The 20,366-nt window shown below is 52.7% G+C and carries 21 protein-coding genes; 2 read left to right on the top strand and 19 right to left on the bottom strand.

What is annotated here, in order from left to right; translation table 11 throughout:
• The first annotated feature begins 106 nt into the window (after window positions 1-106).
• Window positions 107-1,477: a hemolysin family protein gene (locus R5268_RS13235; RefSeq protein WP_317419561.1), complete on the top strand. Its 1,371-nt coding sequence runs from the start codon at window positions 107-109 to the stop codon at window positions 1,475-1,477.
• 35 nt (window positions 1,478-1,512) lie between these two features.
• Here the strand turns inward: R5268_RS13235 and R5268_RS13230 are convergent, their stop codons facing one another.
• The 3 genes from R5268_RS13230 to fklB all read right to left on the bottom strand — a co-directional run bounded on the left by R5268_RS13230 (window position 1,513) and on the right by fklB (window position 3,550).
• Complete coding sequence (locus R5268_RS13230; protein ID WP_004234508.1) at window positions 1,513-1,719, bottom strand: DUF1107 domain-containing protein; 207 nt, start codon at window positions 1,717-1,719, stop codon at window positions 1,513-1,515.
• Window positions 1,720-2,050: 331 nt separating this feature from the next.
• Window positions 2,051-2,791 carry a 3'(2'),5'-bisphosphate nucleotidase CysQ gene (cysQ, locus tag R5268_RS13225; RefSeq protein WP_046894256.1) on the bottom strand — a complete coding sequence of 247 codons (741 nt, stop codon included), beginning with the start codon at window positions 2,789-2,791 and terminating at the stop codon, window positions 2,051-2,053.
• A 138-nt stretch (window positions 2,792-2,929) separates the two neighbouring features.
• A complete protein-coding gene (gene fklB / locus R5268_RS13220) occupies window positions 2,930-3,550 on the bottom strand; it encodes an FKBP-type peptidyl-prolyl cis-trans isomerase (protein ID WP_004241369.1) in 621 nt (206 codons plus the stop codon).
• A gap of 242 nt (window positions 3,551-3,792) precedes the next feature.
• Here fklB and R5268_RS13215 point away from each other — a divergent pair, with 242 nt between their 5' ends.
• Window positions 3,793-4,374: a LysM-like peptidoglycan-binding domain-containing protein gene (locus tag R5268_RS13215; protein WP_317419563.1), complete on the top strand. Its 582-nt coding sequence runs from the start codon at window positions 3,793-3,795 to the stop codon at window positions 4,372-4,374.
• A gap of 75 nt (window positions 4,375-4,449) precedes the next feature.
• Here the strand turns inward: R5268_RS13215 and rplI are convergent, their stop codons facing one another.
• The 16 genes from rplI to tsaE all read right to left on the bottom strand — a co-directional run bounded on the left by rplI (window position 4,450) and on the right by tsaE (window position 20,229).
• Complete coding sequence (rplI, locus tag R5268_RS13210; RefSeq protein WP_025154545.1) at window positions 4,450-4,899, bottom strand: 50S ribosomal protein L9; 450 nt, start codon at window positions 4,897-4,899, stop codon at window positions 4,450-4,452.
• Between the two features lie 38 nt (window positions 4,900-4,937).
• Complete coding sequence (rpsR, locus tag R5268_RS13205) at window positions 4,938-5,165, bottom strand: 30S ribosomal protein S18 (RefSeq protein WP_004234502.1); 228 nt, start codon at window positions 5,163-5,165, stop codon at window positions 4,938-4,940.
• A 4-nt stretch (window positions 5,166-5,169) separates the two neighbouring features.
• Window positions 5,170-5,487 carry a primosomal replication protein N gene (priB, locus tag R5268_RS13200; protein ID WP_072056886.1) on the bottom strand — a complete coding sequence of 106 codons (318 nt, stop codon included), beginning with the start codon at window positions 5,485-5,487 and terminating at the stop codon, window positions 5,170-5,172.
• A 5-nt stretch (window positions 5,488-5,492) separates the two neighbouring features.
• Window positions 5,493-5,882 carry a 30S ribosomal protein S6 gene (gene rpsF, locus R5268_RS13195; RefSeq protein WP_046894253.1) on the bottom strand — a complete coding sequence of 130 codons (390 nt, stop codon included), beginning with the start codon at window positions 5,880-5,882 and terminating at the stop codon, window positions 5,493-5,495.
• A 151-nt stretch (window positions 5,883-6,033) separates the two neighbouring features.
• The gene (gene rlmB, locus R5268_RS13190; protein ID WP_052926772.1) at window positions 6,034-6,768 is read right to left on the bottom strand and encodes a 23S rRNA (guanosine(2251)-2'-O)-methyltransferase RlmB; all 735 of its coding nucleotides are present in this window, start codon (window positions 6,766-6,768) and stop codon (window positions 6,034-6,036) included.
• Window positions 6,769-6,846: 78 nt separating this feature from the next.
• Entirely contained in the window at window positions 6,847-9,285 is a 2,439-nt protein-coding gene (rnr, locus tag R5268_RS13185; protein ID WP_182106118.1) for a ribonuclease R, read from the bottom strand.
• A gap of 27 nt (window positions 9,286-9,312) precedes the next feature.
• Window positions 9,313-9,741, bottom strand: coding sequence for a nitric oxide-sensing transcriptional repressor NsrR (gene nsrR, locus R5268_RS13180; RefSeq protein ID WP_046894250.1), 429 nt, complete (start codon window positions 9,739-9,741; stop codon window positions 9,313-9,315).
• 204 nt (window positions 9,742-9,945) lie between these two features.
• Window positions 9,946-11,244, bottom strand: a complete 1,299-nt coding sequence (locus R5268_RS13175) for an adenylosuccinate synthase (RefSeq protein ID WP_127378461.1) — start codon at window positions 11,242-11,244, stop codon at window positions 9,946-9,948.
• A gap of 191 nt (window positions 11,245-11,435) precedes the next feature.
• Entirely contained in the window at window positions 11,436-12,449 is a 1,014-nt protein-coding gene (hflC, locus tag R5268_RS13170; RefSeq protein ID WP_046894248.1) for a protease modulator HflC, read from the bottom strand.
• Window positions 12,450-12,451: 2 nt separating this feature from the next.
• Window positions 12,452-13,729, bottom strand: a complete 1,278-nt coding sequence (hflK, locus tag R5268_RS13165; protein WP_054425248.1) for an FtsH protease activity modulator HflK — start codon at window positions 13,727-13,729, stop codon at window positions 12,452-12,454.
• 86 nt (window positions 13,730-13,815) lie between these two features.
• On the bottom strand, window positions 13,816-15,096 hold the full coding sequence (gene hflX / locus R5268_RS13160; protein ID WP_317419573.1) for a ribosome rescue GTPase HflX: 1,281 nt from the start codon (window positions 15,094-15,096) through the stop codon (window positions 13,816-13,818).
• Window positions 15,097-15,194: 98 nt separating this feature from the next.
• Entirely contained in the window at window positions 15,195-15,500 is a 306-nt protein-coding gene (gene hfq / locus R5268_RS13155; RefSeq protein ID WP_046894245.1) for an RNA chaperone Hfq, read from the bottom strand.
• 106 nt (window positions 15,501-15,606) lie between these two features.
• Window positions 15,607-16,545, bottom strand: coding sequence for a tRNA (adenosine(37)-N6)-dimethylallyltransferase MiaA (miaA, locus tag R5268_RS13150; protein WP_107680093.1), 939 nt, complete (start codon window positions 16,543-16,545; stop codon window positions 15,607-15,609).
• Window positions 16,538-18,436 carry a DNA mismatch repair endonuclease MutL gene (mutL, locus tag R5268_RS13145; RefSeq protein ID WP_317419576.1) on the bottom strand — a complete coding sequence of 633 codons (1,899 nt, stop codon included), beginning with the start codon at window positions 18,434-18,436 and terminating at the stop codon, window positions 16,538-16,540. The genes miaA and mutL overlap by 8 nt, the downstream gene beginning before the upstream one ends.
• A gap of 19 nt (window positions 18,437-18,455) precedes the next feature.
• Window positions 18,456-19,751, bottom strand: coding sequence for an N-acetylmuramoyl-L-alanine amidase (locus tag R5268_RS13140; protein ID WP_218426950.1), 1,296 nt, complete (start codon window positions 19,749-19,751; stop codon window positions 18,456-18,458).
• 13 nt (window positions 19,752-19,764) lie between these two features.
• Window positions 19,765-20,229 carry a tRNA (adenosine(37)-N6)-threonylcarbamoyltransferase complex ATPase subunit type 1 TsaE gene (gene tsaE, locus R5268_RS13135; protein ID WP_218454744.1) on the bottom strand — a complete coding sequence of 155 codons (465 nt, stop codon included), beginning with the start codon at window positions 20,227-20,229 and terminating at the stop codon, window positions 19,765-19,767.
• Window positions 20,230-20,366 lie beyond the last annotated feature (137 nt).

Below are 20,366 nucleotides of genomic sequence, written 5' to 3'. Positions count from 1 at the left end.
TTTTTATATCCGATACTTATGCTCTATATATCTAAAATAACCGGTCGCCACGCATAATCAAGAACAGCGTGCCAAGAGGCAATCGTGCCGGCCATTCGGAACTTATATGTTAAATAGTTTATTAATCGTCCTGTTACTGTGCGCGATCAGCGCATTCTTTTCGTTATCTGAAATATCGCTTGCCGCCTCACGGCGTATCAAACTCAAAGTCATGATTGACGAAGGCAATACCAATGCCGCCCACGTGCTCCGTTTACAGGAAGCACCGGGAATGTTCTTCACCGTCGTGCAAATCGGCCTGAACGCCGTGGCTATCCTCGCCGGTATTGTCGGCGAATCTGCCTTTTCACCGGCACTCCGCACCCTGTTCGGCAATTTTATGGCCGATGCCGCAGCACAACAGCTCGGCTCAATACTGTCATTTATTATCGTGACCTCCATGTTTATCCTGCTGGCAGATCTGACTCCGAAACGTCTCGGCATGATCAAACCGGAAGCGGTCGCCATCCGGATTGTCCAGCCGATGCGTTTTTGCCTGACAGTCCTGCGTCCGCTGGCCTGGCTGTTTAACGGGTTATCTAACCTGTTCTTTAAATTATTCAAAATTCCGCTGGCCCGTAATGAAGATATCACTTCTGATGATATTTACGCGGTGGTGGAAGCGGGTGCCGTGGCCGGTGTGCTGCGCAAGCAGGAACACGAACTGATCGAAAACGTGTTTGAGCTGGAATCCCGGACTGTACCGTCAGCCATGACTTCCCGCGAGAGCGTGGTCTATTTCGACAAACAGGAAAACGAAGAGAGCATCAAAGAGAAGATCTCCACGCAGCCGCATTCGAAATTCCTGGTGTGTGACGGCGGTCTGGATCATGTGCTCGGCTATGTCGATTCCAAAGATCTGCTGAACCGCGTACTGAACGGTCAGAGCCTGAACCTGCGCGAAGGCGTGCAGATCCGCCCGGCACTGATGATACCGGATACGCTGAGCCTATCAGACACCCTGGAAGGCTTTAAAAATGCCGGGGAAGACTTCGCTATCATTCTGAATGAATACGCCATGGTGATGGGTGTCATCACTATCAATGATGTGATGATTACGCTGATGGGGGATTTGGTCGGTCAGGGGCAGGAAGAACAGATTGTTGCCCGTGATGAAAATTCCTGGCTGATTGAGGGCGGCACCCCCATTGAGGATGTACAGCGGGTGCTGGATATCGATGAGTTCCCGGATGACAGCAATTATGAAACCATCGCCGGGTTCCTGATGTACAAACTGCGTCGCATCCCGAAACGGACAGATTACGTGAAATTCTCAGGCTACAAATTTGAAGTGGTGGATATCGATAACTACAAGATTGACCAGCTGCTGGTCACACGTATTGCGGATACACCGGTAATGCCGCGTCCGTCAGCGGCGGAAAGCAGTAAAGAGGGTCAGTCTGACGTGGCACACGGCGAACAGCACCAAAAACCGTAAAACTAACCCTTCTTCAATCAGTCAGGTATTGTGATTTATGCCAGCTGCGCCTGCAGCAACGATACCTGCTGATTAATTTCACTCATTGCACTCAGATGGCGTTTGTCTCTGATTTTCGGCGGTAAAATCTTGCCGTAGTCAAATTCAAACGCGCCCATTCCCTGTATATACAGGCGGCCGCGGAATAATGTCTTCACGTAGCGGGCGATCTGAGCCGGGTTGTAACGGGCGAAAATTTTCATCGTACTTATGTCCTCCCCTTTACCTTTTCTTTCATGCCTAAGGTATGACCTGATTCTATCACCCGGGTTCATTAATCAAATGATTTAATCACTATTTTTACATAAAATGACACTTCACTACGACTTACTTCACAAATCATCACGAAAAACGATCCCCGTCACACTATAAAAGTGAAATAATAACCTCATAATTACTATAAGTTTTATAAATAATTTCAGGGTGAAATACAGGAAATGACATTATCAGGCAGGAGATTTTCCGGGTGGAGAAAAGCCAGTGTAATTTGCATAACCATGCAAATTACACTGTTATTCAGGAATAAAATGGCAATCAGAAACTGCTGACACGGAATCCCGGGTTTATCAGTGATTCACGCGGTGTATAGTCGAGCGTTTTACCACTCCAGTCAGTGATATGCGCTCCCGCCGCGAGTGCGACGGCATGTCCTGCTGCTGTATCCCAGATATGGGTCGGATTAAAGCGCGGATAGAGCTGGGCTTTGCCTTCTGCCACCAGACAGAACTTAAGGGATGAGCCGATAGCCCGGGTTTCGTGCGGCCCCAGCTGTTCCAGATAATCCGCCAGTTCCGCATCCTGATGTGAGCGGCTGATCACCACCATCGGCAGATCCGTATTAACCACTTTGATCGCCATCCGCTGCCCGCCCCGCTCGCGCCAGGCGTGTTTACCTTCCGCCAGATAGAGAATATCCGGTACCGGCGCATACACCACACCCAGCACGGGCACGCCGCCGGAAATCAGGGCAATATTGACCGTAAATTCACCGTTGCGGCTGATAAACTCTTTGGTGCCGTCAAGCGGGTCCACCAGCCAGTATTGAGTCCAGTGCTGCCGCTCAGACCACGGCTGCGGATCTTCCTCTGAAAGCACCGGGATATCCGGTGTCAGGGCGTTCAGTTCCTGCACGATGATGTGGTGCGCGGCTAAATCCGCGGCGGTTAAAGGGGAGTTATCCGCTTTGGCGGAGATGGTCAGTGTGTCGGGATGATGATAGATATCCATGATTGCGTCGCCCGCCCGCCGGGCCAGCAGACAAATTTGATTGAGCATCCTTCACCTCTTTCACAGAACGGTTAGTGAGTCGCGTCGTAATCCTGTTCACGTCTCCGGAGACCTGAGTATAGAAATAAAAATGGCCGGTGAAAACCGGCCATTTCGCATATTCTGTTTTTGTCTGCAAAGAGAGTATTACAGGATCTCCAGCAGCTCCACTTCGAATACCAGTGTGCTGTACGGCGGAATTGCTGCACCGGCACCACGCTCACCGTACGCCAGGTTGCTCGGGATATACAGTTCCCACTTGGAGCCGACCGGCATCAGGGTCAGTGCTTCAATCCAGCCAGCGATCACGCCGTTTACCGGGAATTCAGCAGGCTGGCCGCGCTGTACAGAGCTGTCAAACACAGTACCGTCGATCAGACGACCGGTGTAGTGAACACGGACACGGTCAGTACGCGCCGGGATCGCACCGTCGCCCTGATTGATGACAGAGAACTGCAGGCCGCTTTCAGTAGTGGAAACGCCCTCTTTCTTCGCATTCTCTTCCAGGAAACGCATTCCGTCTTTGACCAGTTCAGCCTGTTTTTCATTGCGGACAGCATCAGCACGCTCATGCATTTCACGCAAGGCACGATGCAGAACATCCACCGCCACAGCAGGCTGATTATTTTCCAGTGCATCAGTGATACCGGCCAGAATGGCTTCCGGTACTAATCCGCTCAGTCCTGATTCCTGTAATTGCTGGCCGATTTGTAAGCCGATTCCGTAGCTTGCCTGTGCTTCCATCGTGTCAAAAGTCGGTTGTGTCATGAGAGATACCTGATTAATAAATAAGACGGATAAGCATAACAGCAGGATGTACCCCGGTAAACCCGATAATCAGTGAAAGCTGATGCAACCCTGCGATTACCGGAAAGCAGCACAATCAATTTATAAGACAAGACTAATCAATTTATAAAACAAGACTAATTCCGAATAATTTCAGTACGTCTGCTGCTACACTGGAACAATACCGGAGGATAATTATTCATGCTGAACAGCGGGAGATTCTGATGAGACTACTGCCAAAGCGCCATCTTTACGCCATCACCGCTATTGCGCTGATTGTCATGCTTGTCCTGATATTCTGGCCTGCCGCACAGAAGCCCCCGGTGATCGTGCCTTCGCAGAATATCACGCTGACGCCACCGGCTGATCCGCTCGGTGACCTGATAGCAGAGCAGACCGGTACACCACCGGATACCGCAGCTGATACTCCGGATTTACCGTTGCCGGATAATCTCCCGCCGGGCGCACTGAACACCGGACCGGCTCCCCAGCCCGTTATCGCAGAACCTCCGGCCAGCGCAGAACAGGTTCCCGCACCTGTACAGGACAGTACACTGCGTTTCACCCTCAAAAAAGGTCAGACATTAGCTCAGGTATTTCGCAGCAACGGATTGCCGGTCGATGACTTATTCCGCATGACGGCGGTTGAAGGGCCGCAGAAACCGCTGAATCAGGTGGAATCCGGGGATAAAATCAGCGTGACCAAAGGAAAGGGAAACACGGTATCAGTGCTGAGAATTGATAAGGCCAACGGGCAGTCCGTCACCTTTAAACGACAGAAAGACGGCAGTTACCGTCGCTCTTAAGGGGTTGTTTTATCGCATAAAAAAACGCTGGCCTGAGCCAGCGTCTTTCAAAGATATTTACCGTGTAATCAGAGATTACTCAGCAACAATCTTCACATTCAGTTCTGCAAACACGTCGCTGTGAACCTGGAAGTGAACTTCGTGATCACCCAGAGTACGCAGAACGCCGTTTGGCAGACGAACTTCGCTTTTCGCCACTTCAACGCCGGCTGCAGTTACAGCATCAGCGATGTCACGGGTACCGACAGAACCGAACAGTTTACCTTCGTCACCCGCTTTGGAAGACAGAGTCACAACGCCCAGGGCATTGATTTTCTCTGCGCGAGCGTGTGCTGCTGCCAGAACGTCAGCTAATTTAGCTTCCAGTTCTGCGCGGCGCGCTTCGAAGAATTCGATGTTTTTCTTGGTTGCAGGAACTGCTTTACCTTGCGGTACTAAGAAGTTACGTGCATAACCAGATTTAACATTTACCTGGTCGCCCAGGCTGCCCAGGTTTGCTACTTTATCAAGCAGAATAACTTGCATTACCTTATCCTCTTAAAGTCATTAATGGACTGTGCCGATTACTGATGACGATCAGTGTAAGGCAGTAAAGACAGGTAGCGTGCACGCTTGATAGCACGAGCGAGCTGACGCTGATATTTCGCACTGGTACCGGTGATACGGCTTGGTACGATTTTACCACTTTCAGTGATATAGTTTTTCAGCGTAGCGATGTCTTTATAATCAATCTCTTGAACGCCTTCTGCGGTGAAACGGCAGAATTTACGACGACGGAAATAACGTGCCATATGGCTAGTCTCCAGAATCTATCAATTCAATATGTTCGGCATGAAGAACCAGTTTCGATAATCCATTTCGCCCCTGATGGGTACTGATGAATCCGTGAACGGTTATCTGACTGCCGACCGTTATACTGCGAGTAATGGTTTGGATCGTCTGTCCGCTGGCAACCACGGGCATTCTGCACCATGCCTGCCTGGTAAGTCCGGCTTCCTGCTGTTGTGAGCGGTGCTCAAGCACAAACTGACAATGCGGAATTCCGGCCGGGCTGACTTTCCGGGTGGGTTCCCTGCACACTGTGCCGGATAACACCAGACGGTTAGCGGACACCGTTATTACTCTTCAGTTTCCTCAGCTTCATCATTTTCTTCAACGTCGTCAGACATGTCGCGCGGGCGACGTTCGTCTTTCGCTTTAACCATTGGAGAAGGTTCAGTCACCGCGTGCTTAACGCGCATAACCATGCTGCGGATAACGGCATCATTGAAGCGGAAAATAGTTTCCAGCTCGTCAATCACTTCCTGCGGAGCTTCAACGTTCAGCAGAACGTAGTGTGCTTTGTGCAGTTTGTTGATTGGGTAAGCCAGTTGGCGACGACCCCAGTCTTCGAGACGGTGGATCTGACCTTCTGCGTTAGTAATAGCAGTTTTATAACGCTCGATCATTGCCGGTACTTGTTCGCTCTGGTCCGGATGAACCATGAAGACGATTTCGTAATGACGCATTAGTAGTGCTCCTTACGGATTATTAGCCTCCTGTCCGGGCAACCGCAACCCTGAGAGGCAAGGAACTTGTTTAAGTGCGGCTGAAAAATTTGACGCATAACTATACTCATACCCGCCTCAAAAGACAAGGTAATAAGTGTGTGATGCGGGATTATTTTCCGCGCTGGCGCACGGCCTCAAACAGGCAGACGCCTGTTGCCACCGAGACATTCAGGGAGGATACCGCCCCGGCCATCGGAATGCTGATCAGTTCATCGCACAGGTCGCGGGTCAGGCGGCGCATGCCTTCTCCTTCCGCACCCATCACCAGCGCCACCGGGCCGGTCATTTTGCTCTGATACAGATCATGAGTCGCTTCACCGGCCGTGCCGACAACCCAGATATTTTCGTCTTTCAGCTGACGCAGTGTGCGGGCCAGGTTAGTGACACGGATAAGCGGTACGCTTTCCGCCGCGCCGCACGCGACTTTTTTCGCTGTCGCATTCAGCTGCGCGGAACGGTCTTTCGGAATGATCACCGCATGCACACCGGCGGCATCTGCGGTACGCAGACAGGCACCGAGGTTGTGCGGATCAGTCACGCCGTCGAGCACCAGCAGAAACGGTGTTTCATGCTCTGCCAGCAGATCAGGCAGATCCTGCTCCTGATACTGACGGCCGCCTTTGACTTTGGCGATAATACCCTGATGAACAGCCCCTTCGGTCTGGCCGTCCATCCACTGACGGCTGGCCACCTGGACGCGGACACCCGCGGCTTCCAGAGCATGCACAACCGGAGTCAGACGGCGGTCTTCACGTCCTTTTAAAACAAAAACTTCAAGAAAACGGCTGGGATCACGCGCCAGCAGAGCATCCACGGCGTGGATACCATAAATAATTTCACTCATAACGTTCCGTTTGTTGCGGGACAATAAGCGTAATGAGGCGTTACCGCCTCATTACGGGAAGATATAAACCAAAAGCAGTTACTTCGCAGCTTTTTTCTTCGCGCGTTTCGCCTTTATATTGGCCTCTATTTTTTTGGTCCGTGCTGACTTCTTACTTTTCGGTGCTTTCGGGCCGTCCTCTTTTTTCTTCTTGCGGAACGTGCTGTCCGGTTCGAAGTTTTTGTCACGGCGCGGATCAGCTTTCTTACCGTCCCGGCGCTTGTCCCCTCTGTCACCGGCTTTCGCCCGGGTTCTCGCGGTTTTGCCTTCATTACGGGCACGGCGGGTGGTCGAAATCAGCGCGAAATCAATGGTGCGCTCATCCATATGCACGGCTTCCACCCGGATTTCAACTTCATCACCCAGGCGGTACACATTTGAGGACGATTCACCAATCAGACGCTGGCCGACATTATCGTAGCGGTAGTAATCGTTATCAAGTGTTGATACGTGTACCAGACCATCGATAAACAGATCATTGAGGCGGACAAAGAAGCCGAAACCGGTCACGCTGGTGATAAGCCCGGTAAAGACATTCCCCACCTGATCCTGCATAAAGTCACACTTCAGCCAGTCCGCCACATCGCGGGTGGCTTCATCGGCACGGCGCTCCGTCATGGAGGTGTGCTCACCCAGCTGAAGCATACTCTGCATATCATAATGCCATGCACCGGTCTGCGATTTTGCCTCGCCGCGCTCTTTTGCCAGCAGGTACTTAATCGCACGGTGCAGGCTCAGATCCGGATAGCGGCGGATCGGTGAGGTAAAGTGGGCATACGCCGGTAACGCCAGGCCGAAGTGGCCGCGGTTATCCGGATCATAAATCGCCTGTTTCATCGAGCGCAGCAGCATGGTCTGTAACAGCTCGTGGTCCGGACGTTCCGCCACTTCCAGCATGACACGGGCGTAATCTTTCGGCTCCGGCGTCAGGCCGCCCGGCAGAGTCAGACCCAGCTCATTAAAGACGGTGCGCAGGTTGGTAACGCTGTCCTCTTTCGGACGATCATGCACACGGTACAGCGCCGGTTCATTGTTTTTCTCAACGAAACGGGCTGCGGCAACGTTCGCCATGATCATACATTCTTCGATCAGTTTATGCGCATCATTGCGCAGTACCGGCTCGATACGTTCAATGCGTTTTTCCGCATTGAAAATAAATTTCGCTTCTTCGGATTCAAAGGCAATCGCACCGCGCTCATCACGGGCTTCCGCCAGTGCTTTATAGAGTTTATGCAGCTCTTCCAGATGTTTGACCAGCGGCGCATAGTGTTCACGCAGCTCTTCATCACCTTCGAGGATTTTCCACACTTTGGTGTAGGTCAGACGGGCGTGTGAACTCATTACCGCTTCATAGAAACGGTAACCGGAGAGTTTACCTTTCGCCGAAATGGTCATTTCACACACCATACACAGACGGTCAACCTGCGGGTTCAGTGAGCAGACACCGTTCGACAGTACTTCCGGCAGCATCGGTACAACCTGTGACGGGAAGTAAACTGAGGTTCCCCGGCTGCGGGCTTCATCATCCAGCGCCGTCTGCGGACGCACATAATAACTGACGTCAGCAATCGCCACCCACAGACGCCAGCCGCCGCCGCGTTTGGCTTCGCAGTGTACCGCGTCATCAAAGTCACGGGCATCTTCGCCGTCGATAGTCACCAGCGGCAGGTCGCGTAAATCAACACGGCCTTTTTTGGCGGATTCCGGCACTTCCTCGCGGATATCCGCGACCTGGCGTTCCACCTGTTCAGGCCAGGTGAACGGAATTTCATGTTTGCGCAGGGCAATATCCACAGCAATGCTGGTGCCCATTTTTTCGCCCAGCACTTCAGTGATAACACCGAGCGCCTGCACCCGTTTGCCCGGACGGCGGGTCAGTTCCGCTACCACGATATTCCCCATCCGTGCGCCGTTAATCGACTCTTTCGGGATCAGAATATCAAAGCACAGGCGGCTGTCATCCGGCACGACAAATCCCATGCCTTCTTCGGTAAAGTAACGGCCGACAATCTGGCCGGTTTTCGGCTCAACGACACGCACAACGCGCGCTTCGCGGCGGCCTTTGCGATCGGCCCCCATCACCTGCACCAGGATCACATCCCCGTGGATGCATAATTTCATCTGATCCTGCGGGATGTAGAGATCGTCTTTTTGTCCTTCGACACGCAGGAAACCGAAACCATCACGATGGCCGATCACGGTGCCTTTAATTAAATCGAGGCGCTCCGGTAAGGCGTAGCACTGGCGGCGGGTAAAGACCAGCTGCCCGTCACGCTCCATGGCGCGCAGACGACGGCGCAGGGCTTCCTGAGCCTCTTCACCGCTGATCCCCAGTTCCTGTGCGATATCGTCGCGGCTCACCGGTTTGGTGTGACGGCGGACAGTTTCAAGAATAAATTCACGGCTCGCGATCGGAGATTCGTATTTTTCCGCTTCGCGCTCACGGTAAGGGTCGTTTGATTGTTTTTCCACTGACATTATATCCTCCGTGGTTTCTGACGAGCGTTATTCGTCCGTCAGTAACAATTTATAAAGATGCTGATTGTCCTGCACCATATCAGCGAGCGTGTGTTTATCCAGTTCCTGCAGAAACTCCCGTATGGCTTTGTTTAGTACCGATTTCAGCCGGCAAGCCGGGGTAATGTGACAGAATTCACCGCTGCAGTTCACCAGTGTTAACGGCTCGAGCGCGCGGACAACCTCACCGATACCTATAGTATTAGCAGGTTTTCCCAGGCGGATCCCGCCATTTTTGCCGCGAATCGCCTCGACATAACCCAAATGGCTCAATTGGTTAATTATCTTGACCATATGGTTACGGGATACACCGTAGACATTCGTCACTTCCGTAATACTGGTCATTTTACCATCAGGAAGTGACGCCATATAAATCAGCGCCCGCAAGCCATAATCTGTAAAACTGGTTAACTGCACATTTTACCCCGGAAATTCTGTTATCCCGCGCGGGGATCACATGATAAGTAATGGATAATCATTATGTGTGTCTTTTGCTTATTAAGCAAAATTTGTCGTTAAAAACGCCGGATTTCCTGCGCTCACGCAGTCAGAAATTCCGGCGTCAGAAAACAAAAAGCCGGACAAACATGCCCGGCCCTGACTGGTATCAACTGAACGATCTTATGCGTCGAACGGGTCGCGCAGGATCATCGTTTCAGAACGATCCGGACCGGTTGAAATAATATCAACAGGAACGCCTGTCAGTTCTTCAATGCGGCGGATGTAATCCAGTGCTGCCTGAGGCAGTGCTTCGCGGCTCTTCGCCCCGAAGGTGGTTTCAGTCCAGCCCGGCATCACTTCATAGATAGGCTCGATGCCTTCCCAGTTATCCGCAGCCAGTGGTGTGGTTTCAATGATTTCACCGTTCGGTAAACGGTAACCGACACACACTTTCACTTCTTTCAGACCATCCAGCACATCCAGCTTGGTCATGCAGAACCCTGACAAGGAGTTAATCTGCACAGCACGGCGGATAGCAATGATGTCCAGCCAGCCGCAACGACGGCTGCGTCCGGTGGTTGCACCGAACTCCTGGCCTTTGGTACGCAGGTATTCACCGGTTTCATCAAACAGTTCGGTCGGGAACGGACCGGCACCCACACGGGTGGAGTAAGCTTTGATGATACCCAGAACATAATCCACATAACGCGGACCTAAACCGGAACCGGTGGCAACACCGCCGGCAGTGGTGTTTGAAGAGGTCACATACGGATAGGTACCGTGGTCGATATCCAGCAGTGTACCCTGTGCACCTTCAAACATAACCAGCTCACCGTTAACGGTGGCTTTGTACAGCAGATCAGACACATCCACAACCATACCGGTCAGGATATCCGCAACTGCCATGATTTCGTCCAGGGTTTTCTGATAGTCAACCGCAGGCTCTTTGTAGTAGTTCACTAACTGGAAGTTGTGATACTCAAGGATTTCTTTCAGTTTCTGAGCGAAGGTTTCTTTATCAAAGAGGTCACCCACACGCAGGCCGCGACGGGCAACTTTATCTTCGTATGCAGGTCCGATACCGCGCCCGGTTGTGCCGATAGCTTTCGCGCCGCGTGCTTTCTCACGGGCATTATCCAGCGCAACATGATAAGGCAGGATCAGCGGACATGCTTCAGAAATCAGCAGACGTTCGCGCACCGGAATACCACGCTCTTCCAGTGCAGTCATTTCTTTCAGCAGTGCATCGGGTGCGAGTACAACACCGTTAGCAATGATGCTGACGACGTTTTCGCGGAGAATACCTGACGGAATTAAATGCAGGACGGTTTTCTCACCGTTGATAACCAGAGTGTGACCCGCGTTGTGGCCACCTTGATAACGAACAACATACTTAGCCCGTTCAGTCAGCAAGTCGACGATTTTGCCCTTGCCCTCGTCACCCCATTGGGTGCCCAATACGACAACGTTCTTACCCATTTCGTTTTTACCTGGTTGCTTAAAAAAGGATTCTAGCATCTCATGACCGCCCTTTCAGCACTTTTTATCCACTTTATGAAAGTCACCTGATCTATGTCCATAATAAAGCCCGCCTAAGCGGGCTCTATTCATCAGAGTGCGACCATCAGCATGCTGACGATTTGTCAGTACCGGTTATGCGGTTACCGGACTTACTGGCCTGAAGCCGGACGCAATGATGTCGGTGCCTTCATGTAACGGAAGAAATCCGTATCCGGGCTTAACACCATAATGTCGTTGCCATCGGGTTTGAAGCTTTGCTCATAAGCACGCAGGCTTCGGATAAACGCATAGAAATCCGGGTCCTGACTGAATGCATCCGCAAACAGTTTAGCGGCTTCCGCATCACCCGCACCACGCAGGGAGAGTGACTGGCGCTCCGCTTCGGCCAGGATTTCAGTACGGGTTTTATCTGCCACCGCACGAATCTTCATGGCTTCTTCCAGACCCTGTGAGCGGTGACGACGTGCCACAGCTTCACGTTCTGCACGCATACGCTGGAAGATAGCTTCGGAGACTTCCGCCGGCAGGTTGATCTGCTTGATACGGACGTCCACCACTTCGATACCTAACGCTGCCATACTGTTCGGATTCACCTGAGGCTGTGCGCCTTTGGTTTCTTCCTGAACACGCGCTGCCGCATCGGCAATAGCGTTATCAGCATCAGTTGCCTGCGGATCGTTACCGGAGCTCCCTTCGTTCAGTGCATTTTTGACTTCCGTCGTTAATGTACCGCGGGAATCCGTCACAATCTCTTTCACGCTCAGACGACCGAACTCAGAACGCAGACGGTCACTGAATTTACGTTTCAGCAGGTTTTCAGCCTGATTAATATTACCGCTGTTTGTTGCGAGATAATACAGGCTGAAATCACTAATCCGCCATTTCAGGTAAGAATCGACGATCAGGTCTTTGTTTTCGTTTGTCAGGAAACGGTCAGCCTGGATATCCAGAGTCTGGATACGGGCAGGCAGCATTTTAACGGTTTCAATAAACGGCACTTTCAGATGCAGGCCCGGTTCATAGACAATCGGTTTGTTCTCCGCATCACGCAGAACTTTACCAAAGCGCAGCACAATACCGCGCTCGGTCTGCTGAACGGTAAAGACAGACGCATACAGAACGCCTAAAACCAGAATAACAATAACGGCTAAATACTTACGCATGATTATTGTCTCCCTGTGCGTTCAGTGTTACCACGGATACCCGAACTGCTGAGATCATACGTGTTGTTGTATTCAGCGGGTACATTCGGATTCCGGGTGCTGTTTTGTGCCTGACGGCCTGACGGTGCCTGTGTTGCCGGCGCAGATGATGACGAGGCAGCGGATTTCGCCGGTGCAGTCTGAGAGGCTGCTCTCTGCTCGCGCATAATCTGATCCAGCGGCAGCACCATCATGCTGTTGCTTTTATCATTGGCAATCACTTTACGGGTATTGCTCAGCACACGTTCCATTGTCTCAATGTACAGACGTTCACGGGTGATATCCGGTGCCGCACGGTATTCCGGCAGCATTTTCGAGAAGCTTGCCACTTCACCGCGTGCTTTCAGCACGATACTGGCTTTATAGGCCTGCGCGCTTTCGATCATGCTTTGCGCGTTACCTTTTGCCAGCGGCAGAACTTCGTTTGAGTAAGCTTCCGCTTCACGGATGGATTGCTGTTCGTTTTCACGCGCGGCAATCACGTCATCGAATGAGGCCTGAACTTCAGCAGGCGGACGGGCTTCCTGGAAGTTGACGTCGACAATCGCGATCCCCATTTTATAAGGTCTGATTGTCTCTTCGAGAACTTTCTGGGTTTCGTTACGGACCACGGTACGGTTCGCCGTCAGGATTTTCTCCATGGTGAACTTACCGATAACCCCGCGCACCGCACTGTCCATCGCCTGACGCAGACTGTTGCCCGGATTGGTGACGCTGAAGAGATACTCTTCCGGGTTCACAACCTGGAACTGGACGTTCATATTGACGCGGACGACGTTTTCGTCAGCCGTTAACATCATCCCGTTGGTCGCCAGATCCTGGACAGTCGCCACATCAACCGCGGTGACGCGATCAATAAATGTCGGTTTCCAGTTCAGACCCGGCTGCACCACATGACTGAATTTACCGAAACGGGTAACCACACCACGTTCCGTTTCTTTAATCGTATAGAAGCCGGTTGCGGCCCAGACAACAACAACGGCGGCAATAGCGAGACTGATAATACGTCCGCCGGCGAACTGTACCGGAGGACGATTGTTCCCGCCGGACTGTCCGTTATTATTTCCGCCTTTACCGCCACCCAGACCACCGAGTTTTCTGCTCATTTTCCGGAACAGATCGTCGAGATCAGATGCCCCACGGTTCCGGCCGCCTTTGTTACCGTCGGAGTTGCCGCCTTTATTGCTGCTCCCCCACGGGTCGCGGTCCTGTCCGTTATTACCGGGCTGATTCCACGCCATGCCTTCGCTCCACTCTTTTATGATCGGTTTTTCAGGGCTAAGAGCACAAAAACGCGCTCTCAATCAATATATTACGCCGCTGATAATCAGATAACGTAATCGGCTAACTGTTGTTCCTGCTTGCAGAGACGGCGCCAGTCAACAACCGGCAGCCTGATTTCAAGGCAAATCCGGCCATCGTCATCAAGCCACTCGCGTTCAATCGCCTGAAGCTGATAAAAACGGCTGCGCAGACGACCGTCTGACGGAGGCAGACACAATTCCAGGTGTGCGATCTCACCGGAAAGGCGTTCTGTCAGTGCCCGGAACAACAACGGGACTCCTGCTCCGGTCTGTGCTGAAAGCCAGACCCTGACCGGCAGGTTATCCTCATTTCTGTCGATACGCGGTTCAAAATCGTCCAGCATATCGATTTTATTCATTACTATCAGAACCGGAATTTCATGTGCATCAATCTCTTCCAGAACTGTATTAACCGCATGAATATTTTCATCAATACGGTTATCCGCCGCGTCCACTACATGAAGCAGCAGTGTCGCTTCACGGGTTTCCTGCAACGTGGCTTTAAATGCCGCCACCAGGTCGTGCGGCAGATGGCGGATAAACCCGACCGTATCTGCCAGTACCACAGTACCGACATCATCAACATCAATCCGCCGCAGGGTCGGATCGAGTGTCGCAAATAACTGATCCGCCGCATAGACTTTCGCATCAGTTATGTGATTAAACAGACTGGATTTCCCGGCGTTGGTGTAACCGACCAGAGACACCGTCGGAATATCCGCTTTACTGCGCGCCTGACGACCTTGTCCGCGCTGGCGTTCCACTTTTTCCAGACGCCCTGAAATCTGTTTGATTTTATCCCGCAGCATCCGGCGGTCGGACTCAAGCTGAGTCTCACCCGGCCCCCGCAGACCAATCCCGCCTTTCTGGCGTTCAAGGTGCGTCCAGCCGCGGACCAGACGCGTGGAAAGATGGCGTAACTGCGCCAGTTCCACCTGTAATTTACCTTCATGTGTCCGTGCCCGCTGGGCGAAGATATCGAGGATAACCCCGGTTCTGTCAACCACCCTGCACTGGCACAAACGCTCGAGGTTGCGTTCCTGCGCCGGACTTAAGGCATGGTTAAAGAGCACCACATCGGCGCCACTTTCCATCACAGCGTCAGCAATCTCTTCAGCTTTCCCTTCACCCGCAAAATACTTCGGATGGGGAGCGCTGCGGCTGCCGGTCACTATCTGGACAGGTGTCACACCCGCGGATGTCACAAGGGATTCAAACTCACTGAGATCATCAGTGTTTTTATCCTGTGAGAAAAACAGATGGACCAGTACGGCCCGTTCACCGCCTTCATACCTGTCAAACAACAGCAGAACCTCTCAGGCTGAGTGAAAAACACGCAGGAAAAAACACAGGTAAAGTCTCCCTACCTATGTTTTTCCGCGATTGATAACTGCACACTGACTTATTCAGCGCCATCAGTATCCTGTTGCGCACCACCATTACCGGCTGACTGGTGGTAATTGCTGCTGCCGGTTCCCGGGTTTGCGCCACCGCTGTGGTGAGAAACCGGACGGGAAGGTACGACGGTAGAGATCGCGTGTTTATAAACCATTTGGCTGACCGTGTTTTTCAGCAGAATAACAAACTGGTCGAATGATTCGATCTGACCCTGCAATTTAATACCGTTGACCAGATAAATAGAAACCGGAACCCTTTCGCGACGTAATGCGTTCAGGAACGGATCTTGCAAAGATTGCCCCTTAGCCATTCTGTATTTTCCTTATTTTGTTGTTTTTTAAATGAAACCCAAACTGGGTTCGAAAAATAACTACTCAAAACTTTCGTAACCCGTTAATTGTACACAATCAACGGCGCTATGCACTAAGAACATGCATAACGGCTTTAAGAGATTGCTCAGGCTGTTCACTGTCAAGCCAGTGAACACCTTCCCAACCCCGCAACCACGTCAGCTGCCGCTTGGCAAGCTGGCGGGTGGCGCAAATGCCCCGATACACCATGTCGTCATAACTGATTTCACCGGCCAGATAAGACCACATCTGGCGGTAGCCGACACAACGGATCGACGGCAAATCCGGATGAAGGTCCCCGCGCTGATACAGCGCACGGACTTCGTCCTCAAAACCGGCGTTCAGCATCATCTGAAAACGCATTTCAATTCGCTGATGCAATATTTTACGATCTGCCGGTGCAATGGCAAACTGATAAGCATTAAAGGGCAAATTCTCCCCTGCAGTTTCCGTCAGTTCTGTCATCGTTTTCCCGGAGATATAGTATACCTCCAGCGCCCGGCTGAGCCGCTGCGGATCATTCGGATGGATTCGTGCCCCGGCGACGGGGTCAATCCGGCTCAGTTCGTCATGAAGAACCTGCCAGCCATCCTGCGCTGCCCGCGCCTCAATCTGCGCCCGGATTTCCGGGTCAGCGGACGGCAGCGGCGATAATCCTTCCAGTAATGCCTTGAAATACATCATGGTTCCGCCGACCAGCAGCGGAATTTTTCCCTGCGCGGTGATATCTGTCATCGCCGCCAGTGCATCACGGCGGAAATCGGCAGCAGAATAGGCCACTGACGGATCGAGAATATCAATCAGCCGGTGCGGGGCGAGCGCCAGTTCGGCGGCATCGGGCTTTGCGGTCCCGATATCCATCCCCCTGTAAATCAGTGCGGAGTCCACACTGATGATTTCCACCGGCAGCCGCTGACACAGTTCAATCGCCAGCGCGGTTTTTCCTGAAGCCGTCGGCCCCATCAGAAACAGGGCTGCGGGTTTATGATGATTCTGTTCACTCATGACGTAATGCTGCAACGACCTCAGTTAAATCAATTAATTGTACTAAATCTTCCGGCGGCCTGCGCACCAGTTCCGGGCACAGCCGCTCCACATCTGCCAGCAGTTGCACCGCCTGCGCTTTGCTCTGAACCGGCGATTCACCGGTCAGCATACCAGCCAGACGCGCCGCAACAGCGTGTTCACCCGCATCCGGGTTATCAGCCAGAAAGTTCAGTAATTCAGGGATAAGGTGCGGTAAATTTTGCTGACGAAGCGGTAACGATACCGTACGAATCGTCGCTTTTCCACGGGAAACTGAACCTTCTATGCCGAAAGTACGCAATACCCCGGCAAACCGCGTAAATGTCTCACATTCCTGTGCGCTTAATGCCATCTGAAGCGGGATCATCAGCGGCTGGGATTTCAGTCCCTGCTCTCCCGGAATCAGTTGCTGACACCGCAGATAATGTGACGCTTTGCTGAGGGAAAACAGCGCAATACCTGCATCTGTCTCAATTAACGCATAACACGGCGGATAAAGCGTAAGGATTTTACCAAAACTTACACGCTCACTTTTTTCCGTCACCGCCCCGCCTGCGGCACTGATCCGGTTTTCTGACAGAAAAGTACTTTTTTCCGGAAACAGCTGCGGCCGGTTTTCCGCCGGAGTCTGCATCAGTGACTGATATATTCCGGCTTCTTTCGGGCTGTATACGGGTTTTTCCGCAGAATATGCCGGTTTCCCGCTGTTACAGCCGCTGTAAGATGCGGGACCTGCCGCCGTTTCCCAGTGCGGGGAAGGAGTACGTACTTCCTCCCGTTCAAAAATATTTTTACCGGCCGCCGCGCGGTTTTCGGGCACATGCTGTGTCTGCGGTACTGACGGCGCCGGCTCAAACAGAGAAACCGGCTGCTCATGCTGTTTCAGCACACTGAGCACTGCCTGATAAATAAAGTCATGCACCAGCCGCGCCTGATGAAAACGAACTTCATGTTTGGCCGGATGCACATTGACATCCACCTGGCGCGGGTCAATGGTCAGGTAAAGAACATAGGCAGGCTGCTGATCGCCGTTCAGCCGATCTTCATACGCCTGACGGATGGCGTGGTTGATCAGGCGGTCACGCATCATCCGCCCGTTCACATAACAATACTGTAAATCAGCCGGGCCGCTGTAATCCGCCGGTGAAGCCACCCAGCCGCGGATCGCCAGTTCCTCATGAGACCAGGTCACTGCCAGCGCCTGCTGCATAAAAGCCGTACCGCAGATAGCCCCCAGACGGCGCTCCTGCTGATCGTCCGCTTTGACCGGGCGGTACTGGCGCATCAGTTTACCGTTGTGGGTAAGATTAATGGCCACATCAAAACGGGACAGCGCGATGCGCCGGACCACTTCATCAATATGGCCGAACTCGGTTTTTTCGGTACGCAGGAATTTCCGGCGGGCCGGGGTATTGAAAAAAAGATCCAGTACTTCCACGGTACTGCCCGCCGGATGTGCCGCCGGTTTCAGCGTCACGTCCATTTCCCGCCCTTCGGCATACGCCTGCCAGGCTTCGCTCTGTTCGCGGGTGCGGGAAGTAAAGGTCAGGCGGGATACCGAACTGATACTCGCGAGTGCCTCGCCGCGGAATCCCATGCTCATGATAGCTTCAAGGTCATCCAGCGTGGCGATTTTACTGGTGGCGTGACGTGCCAGCGCCAGTGCCAGCTCGTCTTTGGCAATACCGCAGCCGTTATCACGGATACGGATCAGCTTTTCACCGCCGCGCTCAATATCAATATCGATACGGGTGGCTCCGGCGTCCAGGCTGTTTTCCACCAGTTCTTTCACCACCGATGCCGGGCGCTCAACCACTTCGCCTGCGGCTATCTGGTTTGCCAGCTGCGGCGGTAAAATCCGGATCGCCATAATTGCCCCCGTTCTCCTGTTATTTGGACGGTGCCGCCTGTAACGGATTCGCGGTAAAATATTCGCGTAACCCGCCGTGAATCGCGGCAGCCACCTGTTCCTGATAAGTATCGGACCCTAACAGCTGTTCTTCAGTGCTGTTACTGATAAAACCGGTTTCCACCAGAATGGACGGAATATCCGGCGAGCGCAGTACACCCAGGCTCGCGTGTTCCGGTGTGCCTTTGTGAACTTTACCTATCTTGCGCAACTGGCGGATCACATCCTGCGCCACGGCATAACCGACACGCTGGGAGTTACCGAACTGGAGATCCAGCACGGCCTGGCTGAGATACGGGTCCGCACCGTTTGCCAGCGCATCACCGGCACCGCCGAGCAGTTCCGATTGCTTCTCGCTCTGTTCCAGCCAGTTACCTAATTCGTTGTTTGCCCGCCGGTTGGAGAGCACCCAGACCGATGAGCCGGTCGCAGTGCGGTTTGGCGCGGAATCCGCATGGATAGACACCAGCATATTGGCACCGAATTTGCGCGCCACTTCTGAGCGTCCGGCAACGGAGATAAAATAATCGCCGTCACGGGTCAGAACCGGTTTGAACATCGGGTCATTTTTCAGACGCTTTTCCAGCTTACGGGCGATACTGATAGTGACGTTTTTCTCTCTCAGACCATTCTGCCCGATAGCACCCGGATCTTTCCCGCCGTGTCCGGCATCAATCGCCACCACCACCTGACGGCTGTTTTTCGGCAGTTTACCTGTCGGTACAACCGGGATTTTTGCCTGTGCCGGCACCGCGGCCGGGGCAGCTGCAACCGGTGCTGACTGTGTGCTGCCGTTCATACGCAGTGGTTTGCCGGTTGTGGTCGTTACCGGTTGTGCGGCAGCCACCGGGGCTGCGGTATAACTGTTTTTGCCGGTCAGGGTGATAGTCAGCCCGCCGTTATCCGCTGAATCACGGAAAGTGCTCTTTTCCGCCAGTTCCAGCACAATACGCTGATGCTGAGCATCCGGGGCGCGGCTCTCTCTGACGACGTTAATCAGCCCGTTATCAAGGTTGATCGGCAGGCCGGTAATTTTCTGCGGCTGACGGATGTCGATGACCAGACGCTCCGGGTCGTGCAGCGGAAACAGTTTGTACTGTGGTTTACCGTCAAAACTGAGCTGTAATGTTCCCTGAGAGCCATTATTACTTACATTGATTCCCGTCAGGGATGCGGCGTGCCCGGCTGTGCTGAACAGCAGGCCCATGCAGAAAAGCAGCGCCGTCAGCCACGATACGGCGGCCACATCAGATTTCCGTGTCAGATATGCATTCATTCTCGGTAATTCCTCACATCTCCGCTAACTTATCCAGGAGTTCTTCACCATAAGGCGAACGGGCGGTAAAACGCGCTTCCCGTCCTTCCCCATCATACCGTAAGTGCAATTCCAAATCTGCATCCGACAGAAAACCGGCGCCTTTTTGCGGCCATTCGACCAGGCTCACGGTGTTTTCCCCGAAATAATCGCGGATACCCATAAATTCCAGTTCTTCCGGATCGGCCAGACGATACAGGTCAAAATGATAGACCGGGCGCGGTGAGAGCTCGTACGGTTCCACCAGGGTGTAAGTCGGGCTTTTCACATGCCCCTGATGGCCCAGTGCCTGAAGGAAACCGCGGCTGAAGGTGGTTTTTCCGGCACCCAGATCGCCGAAAAGATGCAGGACAAATCCGCGCTGACTCTGCTGTGCCAGTGCACGGCCGAGCGCGACGGTGGCAGCTTCATCTGCCAGCGTAAACAGACGTTCTTTCATTCTCGTTGTCGTCACAGGTTATTTTATTGAAATAATTGAGCGTGTAATCCGTTAAACATACCACATTCCGGTGATATACCTGCATAACGGCGTGCGAAAAAACGACAATAATGCGCAGTTTTTGTGCCGGACACTCT

Source organism: Morganella sp. BCCO 40_0007 (assembly GCF_032989665.1).
Lineage (GTDB): Bacteria > Pseudomonadota > Gammaproteobacteria > Enterobacterales > Enterobacteriaceae > Morganella > Morganella sibonii.
Note: the sequence above shows the minus strand (reverse complement) of the source record. Positions and strands in the feature narration are given on the sequence as shown.

Bases quoted from the DNA above. Each gene is read 5' to 3' on its own strand.
- rnr (WP_182106118.1), bottom strand. From the start codon at position 9,285: ATGTCAGTGGAAAAACAATCAAACGACCCTTACCGTGAGCGCGAAGCG.
- rpsF (WP_046894253.1), bottom strand. From the start codon at position 5,882: ATGCGTCATTACGAAATCGTCTTCATGGTTCATCCGGACCAGAGCGAA.
- R5268_RS13230 (WP_004234508.1), bottom strand. From the start codon at position 1,719: ATGAAAATTTTCGCCCGTTACAACCCGGCTCAGATCGCCCGCTACGTG.
- fklB (WP_004241369.1), bottom strand. From the start codon at position 3,550: ATGACACAACCGACTTTTGACACGATGGAAGCACAGGCAAGCTACGGA.
- R5268_RS13235 (WP_317419561.1), top strand. From the start codon at position 107: ATGTTAAATAGTTTATTAATCGTCCTGTTACTGTGCGCGATCAGCGCA.
- cysQ (WP_046894256.1), bottom strand. From the start codon at position 2,791: ATGCTCAATCAAATTTGTCTGCTGGCCCGGCGGGCGGGCGACGCAATC.
- R5268_RS13175 (WP_127378461.1), bottom strand. From the start codon at position 11,244: ATGGGTAAGAACGTTGTCGTATTGGGCACCCAATGGGGTGACGAGGGC.
- miaA (WP_107680093.1), bottom strand. From the start codon at position 16,545: ATGAGTGAACAGAATCATCATAAACCCGCAGCCCTGTTTCTGATGGGG.
- hflK (WP_054425248.1), bottom strand. From the start codon at position 13,729: ATGGCGTGGAATCAGCCCGGTAATAACGGACAGGACCGCGACCCGTGG.
- R5268_RS13140 (WP_218426950.1), bottom strand. From the start codon at position 19,751: ATGAATGCATATCTGACACGGAAATCTGATGTGGCCGCCGTATCGTGG.
- R5268_RS13215 (WP_317419563.1), top strand. From the start codon at position 3,793: ATGAGACTACTGCCAAAGCGCCATCTTTACGCCATCACCGCTATTGCG.
- tsaE (WP_218454744.1), bottom strand. From the start codon at position 20,229: ATGAAAGAACGTCTGTTTACGCTGGCAGATGAAGCTGCCACCGTCGCG.
- rlmB (WP_052926772.1), bottom strand. From the start codon at position 6,768: ATGAGTGAAATTATTTATGGTATCCACGCCGTGGATGCTCTGCTGGCG.
- hflC (WP_046894248.1), bottom strand. From the start codon at position 12,449: ATGCGTAAGTATTTAGCCGTTATTGTTATTCTGGTTTTAGGCGTTCTG.
- rpsR (WP_004234502.1), bottom strand. From the start codon at position 5,165: ATGGCACGTTATTTCCGTCGTCGTAAATTCTGCCGTTTCACCGCAGAA.
- mutL (WP_317419576.1), bottom strand. From the start codon at position 18,436: ATGGCGATCCGGATTTTACCGCCGCAGCTGGCAAACCAGATAGCCGCA.
- rplI (WP_025154545.1), bottom strand. From the start codon at position 4,899: ATGCAAGTTATTCTGCTTGATAAAGTAGCAAACCTGGGCAGCCTGGGC.
- hfq (WP_046894245.1), bottom strand. From the start codon at position 15,500: ATGGCTAAGGGGCAATCTTTGCAAGATCCGTTCCTGAACGCATTACGT.